At 58.8% G+C, this 25364-nt stretch carries 22 protein-coding genes and 1 tRNA gene; 16 read left to right on the top strand and 7 right to left on the bottom strand.

The genetic code is table 11. The features are described from left to right. The first annotated feature begins 35 nt into the window (after nucleotides 1-35). The 8 genes from tssC to UB90_RS07865 all read left to right on the top strand — a co-directional run bounded on the left by tssC (nucleotide 36) and on the right by UB90_RS07865 (nucleotide 9797). Nucleotides 36-1529, top strand: coding sequence for a type VI secretion system contractile sheath large subunit (gene tssC, locus UB90_RS07900; RefSeq protein ID WP_005614120.1), 1494 nt, complete (start codon nucleotides 36-38; stop codon nucleotides 1527-1529). 50 nt (nucleotides 1530-1579) lie between these two features. Further along, nucleotides 1580-2077, top strand: a complete 498-nt coding sequence (locus tag UB90_RS07895; RefSeq protein ID WP_009178194.1) for an Hcp family type VI secretion system effector — start codon at nucleotides 1580-1582, stop codon at nucleotides 2075-2077. 138 nt (nucleotides 2078-2215) lie between these two features. Beyond that, complete coding sequence (locus UB90_RS07890; protein WP_065324386.1) at nucleotides 2216-2809, top strand: type VI secretion system baseplate subunit TssE; 594 nt, start codon at nucleotides 2216-2218, stop codon at nucleotides 2807-2809. Further along, entirely contained in the window at nucleotides 2806-4734 is a 1929-nt protein-coding gene (gene tssF / locus UB90_RS07885; RefSeq protein ID WP_065324385.1) for a type VI secretion system baseplate subunit TssF, read from the top strand. The genes UB90_RS07890 and tssF overlap by 4 nt, the downstream gene beginning before the upstream one ends. Beyond that, a complete protein-coding gene (gene tssG / locus UB90_RS07880) occupies nucleotides 4731-5852 on the top strand; it encodes a type VI secretion system baseplate subunit TssG (RefSeq protein ID WP_065324384.1) in 1122 nt (373 codons plus the stop codon). The genes tssF and tssG overlap by 4 nt, the downstream gene beginning before the upstream one ends. Before the next feature lie 32 nt (nucleotides 5853-5884). Beyond that, entirely contained in the window at nucleotides 5885-8608 is a 2724-nt protein-coding gene (gene tssH, locus UB90_RS07875) for a type VI secretion system ATPase TssH (RefSeq protein ID WP_065324383.1), read from the top strand. A gap of 50 nt (nucleotides 8609-8658) precedes the next feature. Beyond that, entirely contained in the window at nucleotides 8659-9417 is a 759-nt protein-coding gene (locus UB90_RS07870) for a hypothetical protein (protein WP_005658825.1), read from the top strand. Further along, nucleotides 9417-9797: a hypothetical protein gene (locus UB90_RS07865; protein ID WP_065324382.1), complete on the top strand. Its 381-nt coding sequence runs from the start codon at nucleotides 9417-9419 to the stop codon at nucleotides 9795-9797. The genes UB90_RS07870 and UB90_RS07865 overlap by 1 nt, the downstream gene beginning before the upstream one ends. Nucleotides 9798-9812: 15 nt before the next feature. Here the strand turns inward: UB90_RS07865 and UB90_RS07860 are convergent, their stop codons facing one another. The 3 genes from UB90_RS07860 to UB90_RS07850 all read right to left on the bottom strand — a co-directional run bounded on the left by UB90_RS07860 (nucleotide 9813) and on the right by UB90_RS07850 (nucleotide 13852). Then, entirely contained in the window at nucleotides 9813-11960 is a 2148-nt protein-coding gene (locus UB90_RS07860) for a peptidoglycan DD-metalloendopeptidase family protein (RefSeq protein ID WP_065324381.1), read from the bottom strand. An 11-nt stretch (nucleotides 11961-11971) separates the two neighbouring features. After that, the gene (locus UB90_RS07855) at nucleotides 11972-13348 is read right to left on the bottom strand and encodes a peptidoglycan-binding domain-containing protein (RefSeq protein WP_065324380.1); all 1377 of its coding nucleotides are present in this window, start codon (nucleotides 13346-13348) and stop codon (nucleotides 11972-11974) included. A 90-nt stretch (nucleotides 13349-13438) separates the two neighbouring features. Then, nucleotides 13439-13852, bottom strand: a complete 414-nt coding sequence (locus UB90_RS07850) for a DUF1036 domain-containing protein (protein WP_065324379.1) — start codon at nucleotides 13850-13852, stop codon at nucleotides 13439-13441. A 152-nt stretch (nucleotides 13853-14004) separates the two neighbouring features. Here UB90_RS07850 and UB90_RS07845 point away from each other — a divergent pair, with 152 nt between their 5' ends. The 6 genes from UB90_RS07845 to UB90_RS07820 all read left to right on the top strand — a co-directional run bounded on the left by UB90_RS07845 (nucleotide 14005) and on the right by UB90_RS07820 (nucleotide 18095). Next, nucleotides 14005-14622, top strand: coding sequence for a hypothetical protein (locus UB90_RS07845; protein ID WP_065324502.1), 618 nt, complete (start codon nucleotides 14005-14007; stop codon nucleotides 14620-14622). Nucleotides 14623-14728: 106 nt separating this feature from the next. Next, on the top strand, nucleotides 14729-15181 hold the full coding sequence (locus UB90_RS07840) for a hypothetical protein (protein WP_074712503.1): 453 nt from the start codon (nucleotides 14729-14731) through the stop codon (nucleotides 15179-15181). A 63-nt stretch (nucleotides 15182-15244) separates the two neighbouring features. After that, on the top strand, nucleotides 15245-15892 hold the full coding sequence (locus UB90_RS07835) for a MotA/TolQ/ExbB proton channel family protein (RefSeq protein ID WP_227512052.1): 648 nt from the start codon (nucleotides 15245-15247) through the stop codon (nucleotides 15890-15892). A 6-nt stretch (nucleotides 15893-15898) separates the two neighbouring features. After that, the gene (locus UB90_RS07830; protein WP_065324378.1) at nucleotides 15899-16354 is read left to right on the top strand and encodes an ExbD/TolR family protein; all 456 of its coding nucleotides are present in this window, start codon (nucleotides 15899-15901) and stop codon (nucleotides 16352-16354) included. A 2-nt stretch (nucleotides 16355-16356) separates the two neighbouring features. Then, complete coding sequence (locus UB90_RS07825; RefSeq protein ID WP_065324377.1) at nucleotides 16357-16761, top strand: biopolymer transporter ExbD; 405 nt, start codon at nucleotides 16357-16359, stop codon at nucleotides 16759-16761. After that, nucleotides 16758-18095: a serine/threonine protein kinase gene (locus UB90_RS07820; protein WP_065324376.1), complete on the top strand. Its 1338-nt coding sequence runs from the start codon at nucleotides 16758-16760 to the stop codon at nucleotides 18093-18095. The genes UB90_RS07825 and UB90_RS07820 overlap by 4 nt, the downstream gene beginning before the upstream one ends. 135 nt (nucleotides 18096-18230) lie before the next feature. On the opposite strand, the gene UB90_RS07815 is transcribed toward UB90_RS07820, so the two are convergent. Next, nucleotides 18231-18305 (bottom strand) — tRNA-Gln (locus tag UB90_RS07815). A 228-nt stretch (nucleotides 18306-18533) separates the two neighbouring features. Continuing rightward, nucleotides 18534-20198 carry a transcriptional regulator gene (locus tag UB90_RS07810; protein WP_065324375.1) on the bottom strand — a complete coding sequence of 555 codons (1665 nt, stop codon included), beginning with the start codon at nucleotides 20196-20198 and terminating at the stop codon, nucleotides 18534-18536. A gap of 643 nt (nucleotides 20199-20841) precedes the next feature. Between UB90_RS07810 and UB90_RS07805 the strand changes: the two genes are divergently transcribed. Continuing rightward, complete coding sequence (locus tag UB90_RS07805; RefSeq protein ID WP_065331926.1) at nucleotides 20842-21771, top strand: PHP domain-containing protein; 930 nt, start codon at nucleotides 20842-20844, stop codon at nucleotides 21769-21771. Between the two features lie 72 nt (nucleotides 21772-21843). Here UB90_RS07805 and cueR read toward each other — a convergent pair whose 3' ends face one another. Then, on the bottom strand, nucleotides 21844-22245 hold the full coding sequence (gene cueR, locus UB90_RS07800; protein WP_005623046.1) for a Cu(I)-responsive transcriptional regulator: 402 nt from the start codon (nucleotides 22243-22245) through the stop codon (nucleotides 21844-21846). A 415-nt stretch (nucleotides 22246-22660) separates the two neighbouring features. On the opposite strand from cueR, the gene UB90_RS07795 reads away from it, so the two are divergent. Then, nucleotides 22661-23773, top strand: coding sequence for an S-(hydroxymethyl)glutathione dehydrogenase/class III alcohol dehydrogenase (locus UB90_RS07795; protein ID WP_039983327.1), 1113 nt, complete (start codon nucleotides 22661-22663; stop codon nucleotides 23771-23773). Nucleotides 23774-23843: 70 nt separating this feature from the next. On the opposite strand, the gene UB90_RS07790 is transcribed toward UB90_RS07795, so the two are convergent. Next, nucleotides 23844-25361, bottom strand: coding sequence for a SpoVR family protein (locus UB90_RS07790; RefSeq protein ID WP_065324340.1), 1518 nt, complete (start codon nucleotides 25359-25361; stop codon nucleotides 23844-23846). Nucleotides 25362-25364: the final 3 nt, after the last annotated feature.

Genomic DNA, 25364 nt, shown 5'->3' with positions numbered 1-25364 from the left:
CGCACTGAGCGTTCGGACAGGGACAGGTGACACATATGGACAACGAAGCACAGGTACAGGCTGGCGAAGGCGCCGCAGAACTGGATGAACTGTCGGAGTTCTCCGACATTCTGAAACAGACGATCAAACCGCGCACCGATATCGCCGCACAAGAAGTCGATAACGCGGTTGTGGCATTGGTGCGTGAAGCGCTCGACGATCAATCCGTGGTCGCCGAAGATATGATCGATACCGTGGACGCAATGCTGGCGAAACTGGACAAAAAGCTGTCCGACCAGATGAACGCGATCATCCACAACGAAGAATTCCAGCAGTTCGAAGCCAGCTGGCGCGGGCTTGCCTATACGCTCAACAACGCTGAGACCGATGCGACGTTGCGTGTGAAGGTACTGAACGTCTCCAAAAAGGAACTGCAGGGAATGATGCGTCGTTTCCCCGGTGCCAAATGGGACAAATCTCCGCTGTTCAACATTGTGTACGAGCAAAACCTCGGCACGCTCGGCGGTAAACCTTTCGGCTGCTTGGTCGGCGATTATCACTTCGATCACTCCTCGCCGGATGTGAACCTTCTGAACTCCATCGGCAAGATTTCCGAGGCCGCGCTTGCGCCCTTCATTTCTGGTGCCTCGCCCAATCTTCTCGGGCTTGACGACTGGAACGAAATTTCTGCTCCGCCGGATCTTTCTGAAATCTTCGAGACACCGGAATACGCCCAGTGGAACAGCCTGCGCGACAGCGAGAACTCTCGTTTCGTTGCGCTGACCCTGCCCCGCGTCCTGTCGCGTGAACCCTACAGCCAGAACTCCAATTCCGTGGTTGAAGAGTTCAACTTCGAAGAAGAAACCGACGGTCACGCAGGCACGCAATATGCGTGGATGAACTCCGCCCATGCGATGGCGGCCAACATCAACCGCGCATTCAAGGAACACGGCTGGACTGTCCGCATCCGCGGCGTCACCTCCGGTGGTGAAGTGGCGAACCTGCCGACCCATGTGTTCGATACCGGCGATGGTGCCAAGGATCTGAAGTGCCCCACCGAAGTGTCGATCACCGACCGTCGCGAAGGCGAGTTGAGCAAGGCGGGCCTGATTGGCCTGATCCACCGCCAGCACACCGATAAGGCTGCCTTCATCGGCGCTCAGAGCCTCTATCGACCCAAGACCTACGTCGACGATCAGGCGACCGCGTCGGACAACATGTCCTCGCGCATTCCCTACATCTTTGCCGTATCGCGCTTCAGCCACTATCTGAAGGCGATGGTGCGCGACAAAATCGGTCAAAGCCCGGATGTCTCGCAGCTTCAGCGTGACCTGCAGGCATGGGTGAATAAATACGTCTCCGGCAACCCGGAAAGCGCAAGCGAGATGGAAAAGGCCAAAAAGCCACTGGCCGGAGCCAAAGTAGAAGTTGTCGAGGACGAACTGAACCCCGGCTACTATCAGGGCAAGTTTTTCCTCAAACCTCATTTCCAGATGGAAGGTATGGATATCGGCATGAGCCTTGTGTCGAAACTGCCATCTGGGAAGTAATTCGTTTTCCCCCCTGGAGAGCGATATGTAGCGCCTAAAGGAGTTATTTCATGGCGATTGATTGTTTTTTGAAACTTGACAACGGCATCGTTGGCGAATGCCAGGATGACAAACATAAAGACTGGATCGACATCCTGTCCTGGGGCTGGTCCATGTCTCAGTCCGGCACCACCCACATGGGCGGCGGCGGCGGCGGCGGTAAAGTCGACGTGCAGGACATTCAGGTCACCAAATACGTCGATAAAGCGACGCATGACCTGATCAAGCGCTGCTGCTCGGGCGAACATATTAAGTCCGGCCAGCTGGTGGTTCGCAAATCTGGCGGCACCGCTCCTGTCGATTACCTCAAAATCGACTTCGAAGACGTGATGATCACCAACTACCAGACCGGTGGCAGCAAGGATGGCCTGGACCGCGTTCAGGAAACCCTGACCCTGAACTTCCGCCGCTTCCAGGTGACCTACACCTTCCAAGAGCAGTCCGGTGCCGCTGGCCCCGAGAGCCTCGCAGGTTGGGAAATCGCCGAGAACAAGGAATGGGGCAAGTAAGACCGCCCTCTTTCGGTTCTACGGATTTTCGGGAGGGCCGCGTCCTGCGGCCCTCCCCTTTCGAGCAGATTGGCCCGTGTTATTGCAACGGACCCGACGCTCCACGTTATTTTTAGTCCCGGTGCAGAAGGTACAAACATGCGGCGCGGCGATGCGGACAATTCTGAAACCGATGATCCCCGCTGGCAAACGGGCCGCAAGGCAAAGACGTCGATCCTGCAGGTCTTTCGGGCGTCTCACAATGAAAAGGACGCGCATCACCGTCGCGAAATATCCGGTGATGGCATCACAAAGCTGACCTCTGCGCGCAAACAACGCCGCTTTGGCGTCTCGGAAACAGAGTTGCGACAGCATCTTGAGGCTGATCTGGCGGCCCTTCTCAATACCATCCACCTTGAGGCGATCTGTCCATTGGACGATGCACCGCATGTGGCCGACTCTATCGTCAACTACGGGTTTCGCGATCTCAGCGGACTTGGCAAAGTCGCTCTTAATACGCCTGCAGTGGTGGCAACGCTGCGCGAGTCTCTGATCCGGTTCGAACCGCGATTGATCGCAGAGAGTCTGGACGTCCAGATCCGCGATACCAGCAATGGTAAGACGCATCACCTTGCAGTGTTTGTGACCGCTGAAATGCTCGGCGACCCCGTCGATGTATCTCTGGATTTTGACGCTGAAATCGACCTCGGCGCGGGCAAAATGTCCCTCTCTCACCTGCGGGTGAACGCATGAGACGCGCATTAAGAGACGCCTATAATCAGGAACTTGGCCTTCTGAAGGAACGCGCAGCGGAGTTTGCTGGCGAATATCCGGGCCTTGCTGATCGGCTTGGTGGCCTCCTTGAGGAGAATATGGACCCTGCAGTGGCAGGGCTTCTGGAAGGCTCTGCCTTTCTCTCCGCCCAAGTGAAGGTCAAGATGGATGAGGAATACCAGACCTTCACCCGCGAGTTGCTGGAACAGATCTTTCCCGATGCACTCGCTCCGACCCCCAGCGTCATGCTTGTCCGGGCGCAGGCCCCGGCCGACAGTCCGGAAATCGAATCCGGTCTTTCGTTTGCGGCAGGCGAGTATATGGACGCCCGTTTCCTCGATGCGCAACAAAGGGTGTCGTGCCGCTTTGCGCTGGCTTCCCCGCTGACAGTTTGGCCGATTGGCGTAACACAGGCCACCTATCATGCCAGTGCAGGACCGATCAGCGCCTTGGGGCAGGAAATCGCCGCCAGCACCAAAGCGGGCCTTGTGGTTGATGTGGCGCGCCTCGACAACGACGGCCAACCAAACCCCACCGAGACGCTAAATACGCTGGAGATGGACAGCCTGACGCTGAACTTCACCGCGCCGATGGACGAGGCGGCCATTCTCTACGAGCAGATTTTCTGCGATTGTACGCGGGTCTCACTGCGCTGGCTCAATGCGCAGGGTGATCCGGTCTTTGCCCGTCTCGCCCCGAACCAGCTGCACAAGATTGGCTTTGACGAAGGTGAGCAGCTCTTTCCGCACCAAAAGCGCTTGTTTGATGGGTTTGCACGGCTGCGCGAGTTCTTTGTGTTCCCGCGCAAGTTTCTGGGTTTACGGCTCACCGGCCTGCGCGATGTGCTGCCGCATGTGCGCAGCAACACGGTTCAATTGGTTTTTGAATTTTCCAGCCCACGGCAACGGCTGGCGGCAAATCTCGACCCGCAGGATCTTGCGGTCAATGCCGCGCCTGCGGTCAATCTGTTCGAAGAAATGTCGAGCCACCTGCATCTGGACCGCAAGCGCCACGAATACACCATCACGCCCAATTCCTCGCCGATCACCCATTACGAGGTGCATCACATCACCGAGGTCTGGGCGCATTATACTGATCGGCAAAGCAAATCCGAGGTGCATCCGCTCTATGCCTTGCCACCCGAGGGGCGCAGTGCCCGTCAGGCGCTTTATTACACCACGCGGCGCAAGCCCCGCCGACGCACGCTGGCAGAACAGCGCAACGGCATCCCGCGCAATCTCTACCGTGGCACCGAGACCCTGATCAGCCTCTACGAGCCACCGGAGCAAGAACCAGCCAATCGGCTGCAGGTCAAACTCTTGTGCTCCAACCGCCATCTGCCGGAATATTTGCCGATCGCGGACAGCGCCGAGAGTTTTCACCTATGCGACGACCAGACCGTGGCATTGAAATGTCTTGCCGGACCGTCCCCACCGCGTGACAGCCTTGCAAACCGTGAAACCACCGCCAACCACCGCACAACTGCTGGGGATACCTATTGGCGCCTGTTGTCCTATCTGTCGCTCGGCACCTCTGGCGTCCAAAGCCCTGATGGCGGCATGTCCGCGGCGTCTTTGCGGGAAATGCTCTCTCTCTTTGCCGATCTCTCCGACAGCGTCAGCGAGGCGCAAATTAGCGGTGTGCGCAATCTGGAATGCACCCCGGTGACCCGCACCATTGCCGCACCAGACGGATATCACACCGCGCGCGGGCTGCTGATCCGCGTGACTTTTGACGAAACCGAATTTGAAAGCACCGGCATCGTTCCCTTAGGCGCGGTGCTGGATCATTTCTTTGCCGAATATGCGGCGGTCAACAGCTTCACCCAAACGGTGATACACAGCTTGCAACGGGGCGAAATCACGCGCTTTGCGCCCCGCTCTGGTACAGGGCCGTTGTTGTGAGTGGTGACGTCGTCTCAGCTGCGGCCTCGCCGGCCGCAACCCGCGTCAGCGAGACGCTGGAACGCCGCGAGCACCAGGAAAAAGCCGCCAGCGGTGTTGGTCTGTTTTCGCTCCTGCGAGAACTTGAGCGACGTGCAGGTCACAAACCAGCCATTGGCCAGAACAAGCGGCTGCGCGATGCCATCGTGCATCTGGGTCAAGACCCGGCCCTTGCCTTTCCCACCCGCGATGTGGCGCGTGTTGACCTGACCCAAAGCACCCCACGCCTGCGGGCGCAGTTCATGGGGTTGTTCGGCGCATTCGGCGCGCTACCGCTCAACTGGACCGAAGAGGTTGAGTCGTGGTTCTCTGCCGGGGACGAGAGCTTCGTCGCCTTTTGCGACATCTTCACCGCACGGTTTCAGGAGCTGTTTTTCCGCGCATGGTCCGATGCCCGGGCAATAAGCCAGTTCGACCACGCCGATAGTGACCGGTTTCAGGCTTATATTCTATCGCTTCTTGGCTGTGGCACCGCAGCCAACCGGTCCGGGGCGCGCCCCGATGACATGACCAAGCTACATCTGGCACCACTGGCAACCGGGCGCGTCAAAAGCCCCGTACGCCTGCGCCAAATGCTGGAGCTGCATTTCAACGGTCGCGCCCGTTTTCGGATCGAAGAGCACGTTCCCTGCTGGCTCGAACTCGAACCAGATGCGCATTGCCTCTTGGGGGCCCAAGGCTGCACCCTCGGTGAGAACAGTGTTCTGGGCGGGTATGTGCAATCCCTCAGTGCCAAGATCCGCCTTCACGTGATGCTCAGTGATCTGGCCCAATATCAGCGTTTCCTTCCCGGCGGCCCCGATCACGCGGCGCTTCAGGATATTGTGTTCTGGTATCTCGGACAGGCCTTTGACATTGAAACCGCGCTATGGCTGCCGCGCCCGCAAATATCGACCGCCGTGCTGGGAAAAAGCACACAAGTAGGTTGGCTCGCCTGTGTCGGTTCGATCAGCACGCCCGACCTCCCGACCGCGACCAGCCCCCTACCACGCAGCGCCGATGGATACCTGCAAGTGAGCCGCTATCCGCTGCTTCCCGAACCCTTTGACCAAGATGAATTGAAGTCCTCCGCCGCCTGACAGGTGTGCGGCCCAATCGAGGCCCCTGTTTCATGACTGAAATTACAATTGAAAAATACGCCGGCAAGATGAACCGCGCAGGCTATGATGCCTTTCTTCAGGGCATGCGCGACGCCAGAACAGCGCGAAATCGCTACGTCGATCTCTGCCACTGGCTGTTTCATTCCGTCTCCAACCAGAACGCCGACATCTCCGTCACCCTGCGCCAGCTGAACCTTGATCGCGGTCGCGTGCTCAAGGACCTGTCGGGCGCGATGGACCGTCTCGACAAAAATGTGACGGAAACACCGGGCATCAGCGATCATCTTGCTGACGCGCTGAACCACGCCTGGACCTATGCGACACTGTTTTTTGGCGAGGCGCAGATCCGCACCGGCCACGTTCTGACCGCGCTGCTCAACGATCCCTCCCTGCGTCGGCAGTTGCTGCGCTACTCTTCCGTGTTTGAACAGATCTCTGCCGAACAGCTGGGTCAGGACAGCCGCAGCCTCTGGGCGGGCAGCGAAGAGGACACGATGCGCCCGATGGATGGCGCGAACCTCTCAACAGCCGAGGACAGCGGCGCTGCCTCTCAGGGCAAAGGCGGCACCACCGCGCTTGGCCGGTTTGCCAAGGACATGACCGCCGCAGCGGGCGAGATGGACCCGATCAAGGGCCGCAACGACGAGATCCGTCAGCTCATCGATGTGCTGCTGCGCCGACGCCAGAACAACCCGATCCTGACGGGCGAGGCCGGTGTCGGCAAAACCGCCGTGGTCGAGGGTTTTGCCCAGTTGCTCGCCGCCGGGGATGTGCCGCCCAAGCTCAAGGGCACGCGCCTGTTTGAGCTGGACATCCAGTCGATGCAGGCTGGTGCCTCGATCAAGGGCGAGTTCGAGCAGCGCCTGAAATCGGTCATTGATGAGGTCCAGTCCTCGCCCGAACCGATAATCCTCTTTATCGATGAGGCCCATACGCTGATCGGTGCGGGCGGTCAGGCCGGAACCGGGGACGCCGCCAATCTGTTGAAACCGGCGCTGGCCCGCGGCACCCTGCGCACCATCGCCGCCACCACCTGGAGCGAGTATCGCCAGCACATCGAAAAAGACCCGGCCCTGACCCGACGGTTCCAGCCGGTAAATGTAGATGAACCCTCAATCGAGGTCTGCTGCGACATGCTGCGCGGTATCCTCGGCCCGATGCAGGACCACCACAAAGTGCGTATTTCCGACGCTGCCATCGTCAGCGCGGTCACGCTCTCGCACCGCTACATCCCGGCCCGGCAACTGCCGGACAAGGCGGTCTCGCTTCTGGATACCGCCTGCGCCCGGGTGGCGCTTAGCCAGTCCGCCCTGCCCGCCCTTATCACCGCCACCCGCGCCCGGATCGACGCGCTCGAGGCAGAGCTTGCCGGCAAGACAGAGGCCCGCGATCTGGGCGAAAGCCACGAAGACCGCATCGCCGAGATCAAAACCGAGATCGTTGAACTGACGGACCGGCTGGCCGCGCTTGATACCGGCTACGCCCGCGAAAAAGAGATCGTCGATCAGGTGCTCGACCTGCGCCAGCGCCTCAAAGCGCAGACCTCTGACACGCCCGGCGCACAGGACGCTGCCAACAGTGAAACAGCGGACGCCGGGCCACCGGAGGCGAACTCCTCTGACGCAACAGCCGACATCGACCCGGATGCCTTGCGCCGCGAGATGCAGGCGCAGATGACCGCGCTGGACGAGACCAACCCGGACGAGCGCATGGTCTTCGCCCATGTGGACGAACAGGCCGTCGCCGCCGTAATCTCGGACTGGACCGGCATCCCTGCGGGTCGAATGATGCAAGATGAACTCGACGCGGTGCTGAACCTCTCCGATGATCTGCGCGCCCGCGTCATCGGTCAGGATCACGGCCTCAAATCCATCGCCAAACGCATCGAGATCAGCCGCGCGGGCCTTGGCAACCCCAACAAGCCCATCGGCGTCTTCATGCTCTGCGGCCCCTCTGGTGTCGGCAAGACCGAAACCGCGCTGGCGCTGGCAGAGGCACTTTATGGTGGCGAGCAGAACGTCATCACCATCAATATGAGCGAATTCCAAGAGGCCCATACCGTCTCGCTCCTGAAAGGCGCGCCTCCGGGCTACGTCGGCTATGGCGAAGGCGGACGCCTGACCGAGGCCGTGCGCCGCAAGCCCTACTCCGTGGTCTTGCTCGACGAGATCGAAAAAGCGCACCCGGATGTGCACGAGATCTTCTTTCAGGTCTTTGACAAAGGCGTCATGGAAGACGGCAATGGCCGCATGATCGACTTCAAGAACACGTTGATCCTGCTCACCTCGAATGTGGGCACCGAGGTCATCATGGACCGTGTCGGCCCCGACGGCAGCGCAGCAGACCTTGATCTGGAGGAACTCGACGTGGCGCTGAAACCCAGCCTGCTGGAGGTCTTCCCCCCCGCCTTGCTAGGCCGCATTGTCACTATCCCATACCTGCCGCTCAGCACTGATGTCCTTGGCGGCATCACGCGCCTGAAGCTCTCTGCAGTCGAAAAACGCCTCAAGGGCGCGCATGGCACTGAACTGGTCTATGGCGACGATGTGATCGAGCATATCACCAGCCTCTGCCGCGACCCCGACAGCGGCGGGCGGATGATCGACAATATCATCTCCAATTCCATCCTGCCGGAGCTGAGCCGCAAGGTGCTAAAAACCCTTAGCACCGGAGGCGAAATCCATCGCGTCACCGTGACCGCCGATACTGAGGGCTTCCACTACGCCCTGAGCTGACCTTTTTCCCACTGGTCTTTCAATCCACTTTATTCCTCAAGAGAGTTCCCATGCCCGAAACGCTTCAGACTGGTAACTGCACCATTAAAACCGACAGCCGCGATATCACGTTAGAAGAGACGCTGCTTTATGTTGTCGAGATCAACAACGATATGGCCGAGGCCAGCGGAATCGACCTTGTTACGGCGGCCACCGCAGGGATCGACAGCGCAGGCGCTGCGAAACTTGTGCAAACCCTTGGCCTCAGCGGTCGCGCCTACATCAAATCCGTCAACGGCAAAGAATACGTGATCATCAAAGGCTACCCCGGCCAGCGCGCCACATTGACCGGCACACGCTATCTGAGTTCAAACCCCAAGGTTGCCAAACTCGTGCTTGGCTCCAAACAACTGGCCAAAGGCGCGGTGCGCATGACTGGTATCGCAGTGGTCGCCTTTGCTGCGTTGCGCGTGGTTGAACACGTGCTGTCAGACAATGATCCGCGTCTGACCCAGTTGCTGGGAACAATTGCGTCAGATGTTGGCAAATTCGCGGTTTCCGCCGGGGCGGGTTTCCTTGCTGGGATGGCAGTGGGCGCTTTGACGACAATCGCCGCTGGTCCGGTGATCGCAGCCGTCATCGTTGGGATTGGCGTGTCGATCCTGCTGGATCGCGTGGATCGTAAGTTTGGCCTCACCGAAACACTTGTACGCGCCATCGAGGATACCGTGGATTCCTTTGAAAATCCCTTCCGCGTGCTCGCCCGTCAGATCCGCGCGTGGGAGCAGCATCTGATCAATCAGGCGCTGAAACACACCGGACCCTATTGATGTCCCGCAGTGTTGCGATTTGCATACTCGCCGCGTTCTCCTCGCTGGGGATTGCGGTGGCTATTTGGGGGCTGTGGGATATTTCCGCAGCCCTGAACGCTCTGTCTGCATGTGCAGAACGCGTGTATTTTGACACCAGCAGTTTCTGGTTCCTCGCGCTCGCTGTATTGCCGTTGTTCCTGTTGCTTGCACCGTTGTCAAAGCGCCATCACGCCCGCCTGTTGGCTGGGATTGTGGCATTGGCCTTTCTTCTTCCAGCCGCTGGTTTTTGGGTGCTCAAACGCAGCTCTGATGCGCAAGGTTACGTATTCGCCCCGGAACTGGCGCTCTTTTCTTTGCAAGAGACCTCCGCAACGCCCGCGCAGAGCTGTAGGCCCTGAGCGCAGGCTGCCTCCTCAGAGATCTGCCAGCAAAGCATCAATCCGGGTCATATACGCCTTCACCTGTGGTGGGATCACCACTGCGACACGCTGCCCCCGCGATTGCATCTTGCGATCGGCCCACGTAAGAAGGTCCGAGATGTTCTTACCGCGCAAGAACGGGTTGGCAGAGACCACTCCGGCCCCCATCACCTCTTCCACACTCAGATTCGGGTCACTGGAAAGCGCCTGATTGGCCCCGGCCGCGCCAAGGAAATGCGCCAGATACAGCCGCCCTGCAGTGACCTGATGCCCACGTGCGCGCAGATAGCTTTCACTTTCCTGCGCCAGACGTTGCACCATGTCGCGGCTTAGTACCGGATCGTTGCGCAGATCCAGCAGTTCCTCCCGGGTCAGCTGCTCAACCAGATCGGGGCGATAGGTATTCATCATGCGCACCCAGGTGCTGGAGATGAACTGCCCAGCACCGGTGGCCGAGGATAGCGGGTTTTGCGCCGTGGCATTGCCACCGCTTTCGACATGGATAATACGATCCACAAGCGACGCGACCGCACTGCTGCCATATTGTGCGGGGTCGGTCGGGCGACCATCCACCCAAAGCTCGAAATGCAGATGCGGGCCGGTCGAACGTCCTGTGGTCCCCACATAGCCAATCTGTTGACCCGCCGCGACGGTGACACCCGGTGCAATCCCGTCCGCAAAGCGTTGCATGTGGGCATAGCGCGTCTCCATGTTGCCCTCATGCGTGATTGCCACGAGGTTGCCGTAGCCGCCACTGTCCCCGGCGGCGCGGATCGTGCCCGCCCGTGCAGCAAAGATCGGCGTGCCCTCGGGGGCTGCCCAATCCACCCCATTGTGCGGCTTCATTTTCTTGAGGATCGGGTGCATGCGCATTCCAAACCCGCTGGTCTTCACCCCTCGCACAGGGATTGCCAGCCCGGCCCCAAGCCGCATCCCACTGACGCCCGCTTCTCCCGCGTCAAAGCAGCCAAAGCCCCCTTCCGGCCCCGGTAGCGCCGTCACATAGCAGCGCATCTCTCCCGAAGGCCCCTCAATCCCCGCATAGAGGATTTGCCCGGCACTTCCGGTGTCAGGCTGGCCTGAAAACAGCAGGGTGATCCGATCCCCCTGCTCCGCCAGACGTTCCAGATCAAATCGGCGCGACATCATCACGATCAACTCACCCACGATACCAGTGGGCACACCGTTGCGCAGCGCAGTGGAGTATAGCGCATCCATCAAGCGCACATTGCGCCCCGGCATCTCAGTACTGACCAGCTGGCCAGAGCGTTGCAGCAAGTCTTTTTCCGCCCACGGGTCAGCAGCGCTGGCAAAACGACCCGGCCCGTTTTGGGCAAGGCTGACCAAGAACCTGTCCGGGCCATAAAGCGACAGCTGTAAAAGCAACGGCGTATCCGCCTGTCCCGTCCGGTTACGAGAGCGCAGCGCGACCACGCTTCCTGCAACAAGGGTCTCACCCAACTCGCCGATCCGAATGGTGGCGGAGGCAATACTCTCGGCCTGCGCGGCATCAATGCCACTGTCCACCAGCACATCGCGCAGCGACCTGTCGGTGTTTAGGACAATGATCTCGTCGTTGAACAATGCAGAGCGGCGAGTCGATGGGATCGTCAGCGCCACGCTGGCGTCACGCGCCAGCAAGGTATTGCGCCCCTCTTCTTGCGCCGCCTCCAGCGCATCGCGTCGTTGCGCCTGAAACAGCGCAAAATCATCGCGTCCCGACGGCAGTTGCAGGACCAGATTGCGCCCCGCCGTCAACAGATCATCCTGCAACAACGAAATCGGCAAAGGCTCTGGCCGGCCGTCGCGGATCAATGGCTGGCCTGCGGGTAAGGCCAATTCTCGCATCGCCTGATCGCCGGTCTCTTCCACATGCAGCATCATGGGCGCACGGCGCAGATTGAGCATTGCCCGCACCCGCGCCTGCTGCACCGAAGGATCAGGCACCGCCGTCTCCGTCGGCACCATCGCCAGTTCTGCATCAAGATCCGCGCCACTGCGCCCTATCCACCAAAGACCAACGCCGGACAGCGCCGCAAGAACCGCCGTCGCACCACCAAGCCGCAGAAAGAGGCGGCGCCGCCGACGCTTGCGGGCTTGCGTTTTCGCCTTACGAAAGGCTGGATTGATGGTATATGCCATCCGGTCTCAGCCTAGCGAAACACACCACCCAGTGCCGCACCGGGAGCGATCTGGGTCTGCGCGGGGGTGCGCGGTGCAGCCGGTTGGGCGGCTGGACCGCGCGTTGTCGGCGCCGGGCTGGTATTGCGCCGAGGCTGCGGCACGGCAGCCACGGGGGCCGTACAGGTCACATCTTCACGGCCAATAATATCCCGATAAAGCGAGACCTCCGCCGCCTGCGTCGCCACCTGCACACCCGCTTCGTCATAATAGCGCACCACCGCGCGTTGCGACCCTGCCCCCCAAGCACCATCAACGCGACTGGTATAACAGCCCATACGCGCCAATTCCTGCTGCAATGCCCGCACCAGCAATGGACCCGGTGGATCAAAAGCACCACTTGCCAGCAATCCCGCATAAAGATCCGGATCTTGCCGCATCAATCTTCGGCGCGCCTCGACATTGTCATAGCTGATCTCATTGCCAGACAGATCAGACGGATCAAGGGCCGCATCAAAGTTCTGATCCGCGCCTTCAATAAGGCCCACGATAATCGAAGGTTCCGGCAGCCCATCCGCCTGTGGTAGCGCCGCGAGCTGCTGATTGGAAACCGGAGAGAAAATCACAACCGGAGCTGATGCATCCGACCGTTTCGGTCTGCGCTGGGTAGAGGCCGCAGGCACGCTTACCGGCGTCAATCCTGCCGGTGCGCTGGCGGGGATCACCCGCACCACATCGGTAATCAGCACCTGATCTCGTCGCGCCGGTGTGGACGCGACCGCATCGCTTTGTGGCTGCGGTTGATCCGGCAAATCATCAAGTTCGCCCTGCTGCACATAAGCTGCAAGTTCCGGCACCATCAGCGCCTCGGCCTTCCCGACCTGTTTCAGGGTATCACTCAGACGCTCTCCAGCGGGCGGACAGGCCTGCGCCGCCCCCGCACTGGCCAGCACCACGACACTCAGATCAGATATCCCCTCACCAATCTCGGGTAGTGGCGCGGCGGTCCGCGCATCTCCTGCGCAGTTTTCGAACATCAACAATACATGTTTCAAACCCGCACTCTGCAAACGTGCAATGCCGGAGCCTATCTCAAATCTGCGCCCGTCGACCTGCATTCCGCCCTCCAACGGGCCTGCAAAATAGAACGCAACCTGCGTCTTTCCGCTTAAGTCGTCAAAATCAGCGGAGACGGCGTCATAGCTGGCATTTCGCAGCAAAGTTACGGGCGCCCCGCCAAAGTCTTCTAGGGCGCGTGCGGCGTAATAACTGTCAGCAAAGGCGCGCCCCGCACCCTGGCCTGTGTCGCCGACCACCAAGGCAGACCAATCCTGCGCGGCGGCGACGTCACTCCACAGGCATCCGCACGCCCCCAGCACATAAGCAAACCAACGAGAGGAAAACGACAAAACCAGCCTCAATGCATCTTGAAAAGAAGGAGCATCCTTATTGCTGCAACCTTACCTTGCAGCGTTGCGAGAAGCGACCGCAAGATGCCTTTAATCCGCAGCAGACCGCAGAAAAAATGTCCAGCTGTCGGACTGCTGCGTGTCTACCTCATGAAAACGGGCATCAATATAGCCGCGAGTCAGGCACTCTTCTTCTCCCCGGATCTGAAACCGCCCGGTATCCACACACATGGACGCAACACCATCCAGCAGCGCACGCCCAAAGACATCCTTGGCAAACACATAGACAAAACGAGATCGCAAACTCTGACTAATGACCTCCGCGCATTGGTTGGGGCCGACCACCCACCACCCAGAGCTTTCAAATGCACCGTCGTTGAAAGCAGAGATCGCAACATTCGCAACATCCAACGTCTGGTTGCAAAAAGTGAACTTCGCCTGCCCCGCATTGGGCACAAGCGTTGTCAAAGCAGCAACGACCCCAGACAAAACGCTTAGCTTCATGTTTTACATACTCTTTTCACATCGATAATTCAGCTACTCGACTGCACGCACACACGTAATACGTGCGAAATTCGCAACAATCATATTAGCCTGCGTGCAAACAATGACTGAAAGGGCTGGCATTTGCCAACCAGAGATCTACATTGGAAGACATGGTTCGGTACATTGTGATCATAGCAGGCACGGCCTGCCTTTCTATCACCGCAGGGCTCGGCCTTGCGCTCAGTCACAATGCTTTGTCCGGATCTGATGAAGGCAGCAGCGCACGGCTGAGTTCATTGACGCGCCTGCAAGCACCGGTTCCTGAATTGCGTGCAGAGCCGAGCCTACAAACCCCACGCGTCGAATCGCATACCTCGCCTGCATTTGATACACGCGCGGACCTTGCGCGTGTGGCATCCTTTGACACTCCGGCACGGCTGTTGCCAAACGCCAGCCCCACGCAGGCTGATGCAGCTTTGCCGGTGATTGGCTTAAGCACCCCACCCCCCTCACCGGCAGTGACACCGGCATCCGCTGATGCATCGCATGAGGTCACGCGTACGCTGGATGTACGGCCGCTGAAACGCCCTGTTTCGACCACTGCAGAAGACCGCTATGTGGCAACACCTCTGCCACAGACCTATGAGCGCACCGCATCTGTGGCGCCTGCGCCGCTGTATCAAAGTGAGCCTCAGCCGGAACAGCAGCTGGTTTCGCTGCCGCCGCAGTTGTCGCGCCGCAGCAGCACCTCCCCCAGCCCCAGTTTCTTCATCGGCGTTTTCCGCTGATTCTCTCCCTCTGGGAGAAATAAATCCCCAAATTCCCGGTTGACCTGTGCGCTGGATTATCGCCCAAATGGCCGCGATTTCTTTATTCAGACTCATTGGGGGTATCATGGGCATTATGACTGCGGCCAAGACAACGGTTCTGGCTACCGCGCTGCTGACACTACAGGCAACTGCGCTCTGGTCTCAGGATGCAACGCAGGACGCCGAGGCATTTCAGCTCGACCTCAACTCCGTGACAGAAACGACAGAAGGCAGCTGCCGCCTGACCTATGTGGCGGCAAATCAGTCCTCAACGGCTCTCGATCGCGCCTCCTATCAGATTGCTCTGTTTGATGGCCAAGGTGTTGTCACACGCCTGCTGGTGCTTGAATTCGGTGCCCTCAGCGAAGGCAAAACAAAGGTTCTGCAATTCGACTTGGCCGAAACGGAATGCGGGTCGATCTCCCGCATCGTGGTCAATGATTCCCCCGCCTGTATCGCAGGCGATGGAAATCCCAGCGACTTGTGCATGAATGGGCTTGTCGCAAGCTCGCGCACCCCAATCCAGTTCGGTATTTAAACCACGCCCTTTTTGCATTGACGCGCGGTCCCGCCTGACGTGACCGCGCTGTGGAGTAACCCCATGAGTAATTTTCGGGCGGACATGTTTGATCCGCTGACACTGGTCGTTTTTGCAGCGCTGGGCGTGATGTCCCTCACCGTACTGTCGGTCTTTATCTTCAAACTGCTCCAGTTCTCGCGCCTTGGGGTTGGCAAACGGCAGATGGCCGAACAGATCATCAACACATGGCTCTCCGGTCAGGCCGAAGCCGCGATGCAACAGGCGGCAGCGCGCAAATCCGTGCTCTCGCGCATCCTGCACGCAGTCTTTACCGGGCTGCGTGCCCGCCCGGGTGAAACAGCCTATGCCGAGGAACTGGGTCGCCAGACCGCGATCTCAGAGCTTGCAACCCTGTCTGATCGTATTCGCCTGCTGGAAATCGCCGTGCATGCGGCCCCCATGTTGGGCCTCTTGGGCACCGTGATCGGCATGATCGATGCGTTTTCGGTACTGGCCCAGACACAGGCCGCGGCGGACCCTGCCGCACTCGCGGGGGGGATCTGGACCGCGCTGACCACAACGGCGGCCGGGCTTGCGGTCGCACTTGTTGCATATTTTCTGACCAGTTGGCTGGATGCACGGATTGAGCGTGAACGCAATCTGATCGAAGTGCTGATCTCTGCTGCTATTCACGGGCGTGTTGATCAGTCCGCCCGCCAGCAAGGCTAAGACCTAATGCACATCAACCGGCTTGATCTTCCTGTCCGAAAGCGGCGCGTGACCTTCACGCTGACGTCGCTTGCGGATGTGATGTTCCAGCTTCTGGTCTTTTTTATGCTATCGTCGAGCCTCACACCCTACGCGCTTTTGACACTGAACCGAACCGATGCGGCCTCGGATCAGCGGGTCGGTTCCGGCGCGGGTTCCAGCCCCGACACCCCTCTGCCCAGTGGCGCCGCCGTTTCCGCGCCTCTCTGGAACATCGGGGCAGATGGCATGGTCATCCAAGGGCAAACTTTCGGGTTTGAAACACTCCCCGATCTTGTTGCCGCATTGGGCGATGATCTCGCCCCTGCGTCGGTGATCTTGATCGTCAAATCATCGGCCCGTGTGCAGGATCTCGCTACTGTGCTTGCGCATCTACAGGCTGCCGAGGTCACAGCCGTACAGATCAGCGCTGGGGGGCTATAGCCATGGTGCGCCGTACTCCCCTCTTGCCGCCGCGCGCACAGCGGGTGCAGACCGACACCTCGCTGGCCATCGTGAATGTGGTTCTGCTGCTGCTTTTGTTCTTTCTCGCCAGCGGGTCGCTGATATCTGCGCAGGATACTGATATAGACCTTCCGACGACACAGGAGCTTTTGCCAGAACAACTGCCCAGCCCGCTCTTGGAGGTGCGCCTCGACGGCAGCCTGTTACTGGACGGCGAGCCTGTAGCGCTCTCTCAGCTTGATGACATGCTGGAGGGCGGGCAGTCACTCTATGTGCTGATGGAACGCACGGCACCGGCGCTCGATTTGCTTGAACTGCTGGCGCAGCCCCCCTTTGGGACGCTCAATGTCACATTGGTCACAATCCACGAGCAGGCAGACACGTGAGCATCCTCCCCTATGGCCAATCCGACACGCCCAACTGGCTCCTTGCCGGTAGCGGCTCATTAGTGACACATGTCGCAGTTGGCGCTTTGCTTCTGGGCGGGTTACATCCCTTCCTGACCGGACCGGGAGTGGCACCCGACCAGCCACGATACAGCGTGACCCTGCAACCACTGGATTCCGACACCCTCGCGGGGCTTGAACTTCGCGAGGGCATGGCTGGCGCTGAAGCTGTAACCGAAAGCAGCACACCAGAGCAGCTTGCAGCCCTGGAAGGCGAGGCAGAACGCCTCTCTCCGGAAGAGAGCGAGGTGGAGAAACTCACCGCCCTCACTCCCGCTCCGACAGCGGCACTCCCCGTCGAAGCGCTCCCTCCGGTCATTGCCGATCCGGTCTCACCCGATGCCGAACCATCAGCGACAGACGCCACAACACTTCCCCCTGAAGAGGTGCCAACCTCGCCGACGGCCCCGCTTTCGCCCCTTATTCCCGAGGACACCAGCCCGCTGATCCCGGAAACTGTCACAGCACTTTCGTCGTCAACTGGCGATCAGGTGGCGGTCGCTCCGATCACATCGGGCGCGGCGGTGGCTGCACCCGTTGTGATCAGCCAGATCGCGAGTGTGGAGCCTGTTACCGCCCTACCCTCACCCGTTAGCGGTGCCACCGATCCGGGGCGCTCCACAGGTTCCACGACCGCCCGCCCGCCCGCCAGTGCGCAGGATCTCGCGGTGGGTGATCTCATCCGCAAAATTCGCTCCAACGCCGGGGAGGAATGTCTGCTCACCCTGCCCCGTCGTGACGGAGAGGATGGCGTCGGCCTCGATATGATGGCTGCTCAGGACACCGCGTTCTCGCGCTTTTCCGAGACCGTTCTCACCCAGTCGGATAGCGATTTGCGGCAAACCCGCACCCTGCTTGACCCGCGGCAATGCCCGGCAGTGGAATACATCAAGGACAATCGGGACTATCCAGCCACCCGGCTGGGCCTGCGGCTTGATGCGAGCAGTGTCGCCAGCGGGACGCGCCTGACTGGCGTATTGCGCGGCACGGCCGGCAAATACGTGGCGTTGTTGTTGGTGGATAACAATGGCGTCGTGCAGGATCTGCAGCGCTTTTTGTCTCAATCCGGTAATTTCACCCGGTTTGACGTCCCCGTCACCCGATCCGGCCCGCGCCGGGACACAGCCCAGATGCTCATCGCCATCGCCAGCCGCAGTCCCATGCAACAGATCCGGGACCGGAATGGTCGTCTGGCAGAGGATGTCTTTGCAGGGCTGCAAGGAAGCCTCTCAGGTCAGGCGGCGCTGGCCATCACGACGTTCGACGTGCGCTAAAGCAGCAGGCACACACAGCCCGTTGCGAACAGATCTAACGCCAGATCAACTCATTCAACGCCGATTGTATTGAGTTTGAACGCGGCCATATTCCGGATGATCCGGTGCTCAAGCGCTTTTAGTTCAGGAAGAAAATGGCTGGGATGGTAGGATTCGAACCTACGGTACACTGTACCAAAAACAGTTGCCTTACCACTTGGCTACATCCCAACACTGTCTGTGAGGGGCCTTCTAATGACAGTTTGGAGGGGCTGCAAGGGGTTTTTCCGAAAAAATGCCACCTCTCTCAAAAAATGCTCAGATATTCTTTGAGAACACATAGTTACCAGCTCATACGCCCGACAACTTCGGGCCCTGCAGGGCGCATATTCACCAAAAAAACCCCTTCAAAACCATGCGGTTCCAAAGGGGCATTGCCTGAGTGGTGGCGGGTAGGCGTTATTCTGGAACACCTGCCTCCCGCAACGCGCTGGCCCAATCAGGGCCGGACGGGGTGAAGGCGGCAGCATGTTCCTGCATGTAGCGCGACAGTGAAAAATCCGGCGTGACCTTCATCAGGCACTCGACCACATCACGCGCCTCCTGTGCGCGGCCCGACATCTGCAGAGCGATCGCTTTGGTACGTAAGGTCGACGGATAGCTGTCATTCTCCTGCAGCGACTGATCTGCCAGTTCTATCGCACGATTGTAATCGCGTGCCGCAAGACTCACAGAGGCTGCGAGTGAATCAAAATAGTACCGCTGCGGCCCCAGCGGGGTAAGTTTGCGCGCCGCCTCTGTCAGCAACACCCCCTCATCCGGGCGATTCTGCATGGCGCGGGTCGCCCCCTTCAACAACAGCGCCAGAGCCTCGTTTGGGTTGTCCTGCAACGCCTTGTCGTAGGAGTATTGCGCATTGTCGAAGTCAAACGTCAGATAGCTCGCGATCATGCCCTTGAGCGTATGAGCCAGAGAGAACGCCGGGTCCTGCGCCAGCGCTGCATTGGCGAGATTCTCCGCCATCAGGGTGCTTTTGCGACGATCGTCCGACAGCCCCTTTTGAACCCGCATCACCTGCCAAATGCCTGCCCATGTCAGAACGACAGGGTGGTGCATCTCGCGTTCCATCAGCGTGTCGAGGATCTCGTTCGACTTCTCAAACTGATCGTGATGTTTGCTCTGCATCATCACGATTGCAGCCATCAGCAATGTATGATTGGCGAGATTGGAAAGCGGTCGAAAACTGACCAATCGCACGGCCTCTCCAACAACAGTTTGGCCAATTTGGCTGGTGGCATCACGCAAAGACCCGCTCTGCCCCATTAAGAGATCTGAAAGACTCCCGCGAAACTCCCGAGACCAAATGACTTTTTCACGATGCGCGTCATGCAAATCAATTTGCGAAATGAAATCATGACCGCTCACAAAAACAGAGCCAGAAACGAGGTAACTGACCCCGGCAATTGAGGAAACTTCTGCGGGGCGGACCTCTTCGATGCTGAATTGCCGGGACGCCATGTAGGATGTGACGGAAAACGCCTGACTACGCGATAGCTGCCGTGACAATTCTTCGGACAAGATCGCACCAAGTGGCGCACTCGCCCCACCCGGCGAGCGCTGGGCAAAAGGCAATACTGCAATCGACGGCAGCAATTCGTCCAATATGACGCGGCTTCTGTCGCGCGGTGCCCAAGGCTGCTCTTGCACAGATGTTGCGGTGTTTGCACTCTGCGATCGCATCTCTGACAACCAGTCGGCAAAGGCATGTTCATGTGGAAGTTCAAAGCCTTCCATGAATTCTCCGCGCGATGTGTCCTGCTCCACCTCGATCATGCTGAGATCAAGCGTCACCCGTTCCCGGTTGGCGCGCAACGCAGCCGACGCGGAGGGTCCGATGTGTTTTCGCAGGGTAGACAATGCCGTACGCAGGCTTGCTTTGGCCTGCTCCGGCTGAGCAAAACTCCACAGCGTATGCTCAAGAAACGCCCGAGTTCGAATGCCTTCTTCGGCGGTAATCATCAGAGCCATAAGCGCCTGATGTTTTGCGCCAAGTTGAATTGGTTCTCCGTCTGGCCGGTAAACACCAAACGCGCCATATTGACGAACTTTCAAAACTACAACCATTGGATACTCTCGCCATACAAGTTACGCGAACCACAAGAGCAAAAAAACAGATAAATAAGCGCCTGCAGCCTTACGGTAACCATTAAAACAGCAAATACCCAAACCGACAAACAAAAAATAATTCCTTTGAGAAAACCCCATCAACGCAACGAGTTAACAAAGTGCAAACAGGTAAATCATGAATTTAACGAAGGTAAATTGCGCACAACCTATGGTAGCTAAACAAAATGATTCATATGCAATCAGAGAGGGATCGCGGCACGGGAAAGCCTTGATAACATGCGGGTTTTTGCATGCATTTTGCGGTGAAGAGTCACGCCCCTCCTACCCTAATCTCGTGAAGGATATCCGCTTCGTCCCCCCTTCGATTTCGTCGAGAACCACACGCCGCCATCACCACTTTGAGTAGCCGTCGGGCAACCGGTGCGCAGGATATCAGCCCTGCACCGGCGACTGCTCGAACTTTCACCACAAAAATATCGCTAAACGCGCGCGCCCTCAGGACAGGGCGTCACAGCAGCGCTTGAACATATTGAGAACGACGCTCCGCGATTCTCCGCGCCAGTGTCATCTGAAAGTCATCTGCTTGTAGCAATGTGATGCTAGGCGGTGGCGCATACAGTTTTAAAAAGATGAAAACTCCATGCTGCTTCCTCCCTTCAATGCTCCGGGCAATTTCTACCGTGGCAATCTCCATACGCATTCCGATGTCTCTGATGGTGCACTGCCGCCGGCTGAGGTGTGTCGCCGATACAAGGCGCAAGGATATGACTTTATCTCTCTGACCGATCACTTCGTGGGGCGATGGGACTATCCGATCACAGACACCACCCCTTACCGCGACGCGCAATTTACAACGCTTCTGGGGATCGAAATGCACTCTGGCGCGCAGGATAATGGCGAGCTGTGGCACCTTCTCGCGGTTGGCGTACCCGCAAATTTCGCCCCCTCACACACGCCTGACTTTCAGCCCGTAGATGGGCAGGAAACCGGCCCCGAAATCGCCCAGCGCGCACGCGAGGCCGGAGCGTTTGTCGCCATCGCTCACCCCCAATGGTCTGGCCTGACCGAGCACGACGCCCGCAGCATCGAAGCGGCCCATGCCGTGGAGGTCTACAACCACGGCTGTCACACCCTGTCGGATCGCGGCACCGGCATGCCCATACTCGAACTGCTGCTGAGCGAAGGGCGCAAATTGAACCTGATCGCAACGGACGATGCCCATTTCAAGGGCCCCGATGCCTTTGGCGGCTGGGTCATGGTCAAGGCCGCGGCCAACACTCCCGAGAACCTTCTCGCTGCGTTAAAAGCCGGGCAATTCTACGCCTCACAAGGCCCCGAAATCCACGGCATCTGGTATGAAGGCGACAAGGTCCGCGTAAAAAGCTCCGCCGCAAGCACCGTAATCGTTCAGGGCGACAACAACGCCACGATGGATGTATGCGGTGAAAGCCTGACGGACACGACCGTCGAACTTGGGCGCTTGCAAGACAGCCCGTGGCTGCGGGTCACGGTGATTGATCGAGCAGGCCAGCGTGCTTGGTCAAATCCCTTCTGGCCCAGCGGATTGTAAAACGGCCCCCTGCTGCGCGACGCCTCAGGGGGTAAATGCAACAGAACCTTAGAGTATCAAACGCGGGCGGCCTTAGCCCGCGTCTTCACATTCGCCCGACAGGTCCTTCAGGATGGGACAGTCGGGGCGATTATCGCCAGAACAGCAGGTGATCAACTCACTCAAGGTGGCGCGCATCGCCTCCAGATCATTGATCTTTTCCTCGATCTTGCTCAGATGCGCCTGCGCCAACTGCTTTACGTCCGCGCTCGCACGGCTGTCGTCCTCGTAGAGACCCAGCAGCAGGCGGCAGTCCTCAATCGAAAAGCCAAGCGCGCGTGCGCGACCCAGAAACGCCAGTTTGTGCAGATCCCGCTCTTCAAAGCAGCGGTAGCCATTGGCGCTGCGATTTGGGCAAATCAGACCGATGTCCTCATAGTAGCGGATTGTCTTGGCCGGGAGACCCGACCTGGCCGCAACATCACCGATGTTCATCTGTCTGTGCCTCCCACAACCTTGCTGCAGAAACAGCCTATAGCGTTATCCTGCGTCTCCCCCAAGATGGACATGACTGCAAGCAATCTCAAGCCACTCCACGGAAACTTGAGCGCAGGCGTGCTTGTGACGCAGCACACTATGCTTGCGTCGGTTTTGAGCACCTCTCCCCTCTCATGCGCCCGCTATAGGTATGAGGACCGCTATCACGCGCCGCCTGCCGTGGTTTTCGATGGTTGCGCACGCCCCTTGGCGTGATGTACCCCTGAACCCACTGGTGCAGCGCCCAACGGCCCCGCAAAATACGGTCGCAACCGCGATCTCAAGAGCCAAGACCCGTTTGTTTACGCCTGCCCTGCCATTCCAAACGCGGGCGTAACGGTCTGAAAAGTCTGAGAAGAAGGACAAAGTGATGATCAAGACCCGCGCCGCAGTGGCCCTCGAAGCAGGCAAGCCGCTGGAAATCATGGAAGTGAACCTCGAAGGCCCAAAAGCGGGTGAGGTTCTGGTAGAGATCAAGGCCACCGGCCTGTGCCATACGGACGAGTTCACCCGTTCTGGCGATGACCCCGAAGGTATCTTCCCGGCGATCCTGGGCCATGAGGGCGCAGGTGTGGTGATCGAGGTGGGCGAAGGCGTCAAAAGCCTGAAACCCGGCGATCACGTGATCCCGCTTTATACGCCCGAGTGCCGCGAGTGTGATTACTGCCTCAACCCCAAGACCAACCTGTGTCAGGCGATCCGCTCCACGCAGGGTCAGGGTCTCCTGCCTGATGGCACAACCCGTTTCTCGCTTCCTGACGGGACGCCGATCCACCACTACATGGGCTGTTCCACCTTCGCCAACCACACTGTGGTGCCCGAAATCGCGCTGGCCAAGATCCGTGAGGACGCCCCTTTTGACAAGGTTTGCTACATCGGCTGCGGCGTCACCACCGGCATCGGTGCGGTGATCAACACGGCCAAGGTCGAAATCGGCTCTACCGCCATTGTGTTTGGCCTCGGCGGCATTGGTCTGAACGTCATTCAGGGCCTACGTCTGGCTGGCGCGGATCAGATCGTGGGCGTTGACCTCAACCCCGGCAAGGTCGAGATGGCCGAGAAATTCGGTATGACCGACTTTGTGAACCCCTCCGAAGTTGAGGGCGATTTGGTGGCGCATCTGGTTGAACTCACTGGCGGCGGTGCCGATTACACCTTTGACGCCACTGGCAACGTCAATGTCATGCGCACCGCGCTTGAAGCTGCCCACAAGGGCTGGGGCGAGAGCATCATCATCGGTGTTGCGCCCGCAGGCGCCGAGATTTCTACCCGTCCGTTCCAGCTGGTCACCGGCCGTTCGTGGCGCGGTACGGCCTTTGGTGGGGCCTCTGGTCGCACGGACGTCCCAAAGATCGTGGATTGGTACATGGACGGCAAAATCGAGATCGACCCGATGATCACCCACAAGCTGACGCTGGACCAGATCAACGAAGGGTTCGAGCTGATGCATCAGGGCAAATCCATCCGCGCCGTGGTCGAATTCTGATCATACTGATCTGAAACGCAAAAGGCGGGCCCCGGTAGTCCGCCTTTTTCTTTGTCACCTCTTACGGGGCCTAATGTGGTCCATCCGCAACCGCGTCAAGCTTCACATCATACCCCCAGAGCCGGCGCAGGTGTTTTAGAACCTCATCCCGGTCGGCCTCGGCCAGATGCACATTGTCGCGCACTTTGTGAGTAAGCTTGAGCGTGCGATCCCCTTTTAGATCCGCATCGCTCACCTGAATATCGGGTTCGATATAGGCCAGATCATATTGCTTCGCGAGGTCGCGGCGAATGGCCTTATAGCCCGCGCGATTGTGGATCTGGCTGATCACCAGCTTTGGGTGCGTCTCATCATCCGTCAGCGTGAACAGCTTAAACTTGCGGATCAGGTGCGGCGACAGATACTGCTGAATAAAACTCTCGTCGCGGTAGTTGGCCCAGGCATTGCGCAGCACCCCACGCCAGTCAGGATCGCCCGCAATATCCGGGAACCACTCGCGGTCCTCCTCGGTCGGCTCCTCGCAGATGCGGCGAATGTCCTGCATCATCGCAAAGCCCAGCGCATAGGGGTTGATACCGGAGTAGCGCGGGTCGTCATATTCTGGCTGCATCACCACATTTGTATGGCTGTGCATCATCTCCATTAAGGCGCCCTGAGTCACAAGACCCTGATCATAAAGCGCGTTGATGATGTAGTAATGCACAAACGTCGCGCAGCCTTCATTCATCACCTTGGTCTGTTTTTGCGGATAGAAATACTGCGCCAGCATCCGCACGATGCGCAGAATTTCGCGCTGCCACGGCTCCAACACAGGGCTGTGTTTCTCAAGGAAATAAAGGATGTTTTCCTGCGGCAGGTTCATGCGCTTGCGCCGTTCAGAGTGATCCAGATCCTCATCTTGCGCGTCTGAATCACGCTTCAGCCCCAGCGTTGCATCCGTCCAGATATCCAGCGCGCTTTGCCCCTTCTCGTAAGCCTCGCGCAACTGCTGCATGGCGCGGCGTTCCTCAATCGTCGGTTTGGGTGGGCGACCATAGCGAAAAACACCCTGCGACTGTAGCGCATGGGCTGCGTCTAGAATTTCCTCCACCGCATCAAAGCCATAGCGCTCCTCGCAGGCGGCAATGTAGTTTTTGGAAAAGGCCAGATAATCCTGAATCCCATCCGCATCAGTCCATTGCTGGAACAGATAGTTGTTCTTGAAGAAGTGGTTATGCCCAAAGGCCGCATGCGCCATCACCAGCGTCTGCATCGCCATGGTGTTCTCTTCCATATTGTAGCTGATGCAGGGGTTGGAGTTGATGACAATTTCATAGGCAAGGCCCTGACGCCCCGTGCGATAGAGCGCCTCGTCGCGGGCAAAATGTTTGCCGAACGACCAATGCTGATACATCAACGGCAACCCGACACAGGAATAGGCATCCAGCATCTGCTCGGCCGAGATGATCTCAATCTGGTTGGGATAGACGTCCAATCCCAAATCACCCAATGCGATTGTCTCAATCGCATCGCGCGCTTTCTCCAAGAGCTCGAACGTCCACTCTGGCCCATCGAACAGCGGTGTGGTGGTGGTTTTTGCGGTCTCCATACG

Origin of the sequence: Tritonibacter mobilis, assembly GCF_001681715.1 — a bacterium.
Classification (GTDB): Bacteria; Pseudomonadota; Alphaproteobacteria; order Rhodobacterales; family Rhodobacteraceae; genus Epibacterium; species Epibacterium mobile.
This window is presented reverse-complemented; position numbering and strand designations above follow the sequence as displayed.

What these genes read in the sequence shown, in the direction of transcription:
- tssC (WP_005614120.1), top strand. Translation starts at nt 36, where the DNA reads ATGGACAACGAAGCACAGGTACAGGCTGGCGAAGGCGCCGCAGAACTG.
- UB90_RS07895 (WP_009178194.1), top strand. Translation starts at nt 1,580, where the DNA reads ATGGCGATTGATTGTTTTTTGAAACTTGACAACGGCATCGTTGGCGAA.
- UB90_RS07890 (WP_065324386.1), top strand. Translation starts at nt 2,216, where the DNA reads ATGCGGCGCGGCGATGCGGACAATTCTGAAACCGATGATCCCCGCTGG.
- tssF (WP_065324385.1), top strand. Translation starts at nt 2,806, where the DNA reads ATGAGACGCGCATTAAGAGACGCCTATAATCAGGAACTTGGCCTTCTG.
- tssH (WP_065324383.1), top strand. Translation starts at nt 5,885, where the DNA reads ATGACTGAAATTACAATTGAAAAATACGCCGGCAAGATGAACCGCGCA.
- UB90_RS07870 (WP_005658825.1), top strand. Translation starts at nt 8,659, where the DNA reads ATGCCCGAAACGCTTCAGACTGGTAACTGCACCATTAAAACCGACAGC.
- UB90_RS07865 (WP_065324382.1), top strand. Translation starts at nt 9,417, where the DNA reads ATGTCCCGCAGTGTTGCGATTTGCATACTCGCCGCGTTCTCCTCGCTG.
- UB90_RS07860 (WP_065324381.1), bottom strand. Translation starts at nt 11,960, where the DNA reads ATGGCATATACCATCAATCCAGCCTTTCGTAAGGCGAAAACGCAAGCC.
- UB90_RS07850 (WP_065324379.1), bottom strand. Translation starts at nt 13,852, where the DNA reads ATGAAGCTAAGCGTTTTGTCTGGGGTCGTTGCTGCTTTGACAACGCTT.
- UB90_RS07845 (WP_065324502.1), top strand. Translation starts at nt 14,005, where the DNA reads ATGGTTCGGTACATTGTGATCATAGCAGGCACGGCCTGCCTTTCTATC.
- UB90_RS07840 (WP_074712503.1), top strand. Translation starts at nt 14,729, where the DNA reads ATGGGCATTATGACTGCGGCCAAGACAACGGTTCTGGCTACCGCGCTG.
- UB90_RS07835 (WP_227512052.1), top strand. Translation starts at nt 15,245, where the DNA reads ATGAGTAATTTTCGGGCGGACATGTTTGATCCGCTGACACTGGTCGTT.
- UB90_RS07830 (WP_065324378.1), top strand. Translation starts at nt 15,899, where the DNA reads ATGCACATCAACCGGCTTGATCTTCCTGTCCGAAAGCGGCGCGTGACC.
- UB90_RS07825 (WP_065324377.1), top strand. Translation starts at nt 16,357, where the DNA reads ATGGTGCGCCGTACTCCCCTCTTGCCGCCGCGCGCACAGCGGGTGCAG.
- UB90_RS07810 (WP_065324375.1), bottom strand. Translation starts at nt 20,198, where the DNA reads ATGGTTGTAGTTTTGAAAGTTCGTCAATATGGCGCGTTTGGTGTTTAC.
- UB90_RS07805 (WP_065331926.1), top strand. Translation starts at nt 20,842, where the DNA reads ATGCTGCTTCCTCCCTTCAATGCTCCGGGCAATTTCTACCGTGGCAAT.
- cueR (WP_005623046.1), bottom strand. Translation starts at nt 22,245, where the DNA reads ATGAACATCGGTGATGTTGCGGCCAGGTCGGGTCTCCCGGCCAAGACA.
- UB90_RS07790 (WP_065324340.1), bottom strand. Translation starts at nt 25,361, where the DNA reads ATGGAGACCGCAAAAACCACCACCACACCGCTGTTCGATGGGCCAGAG.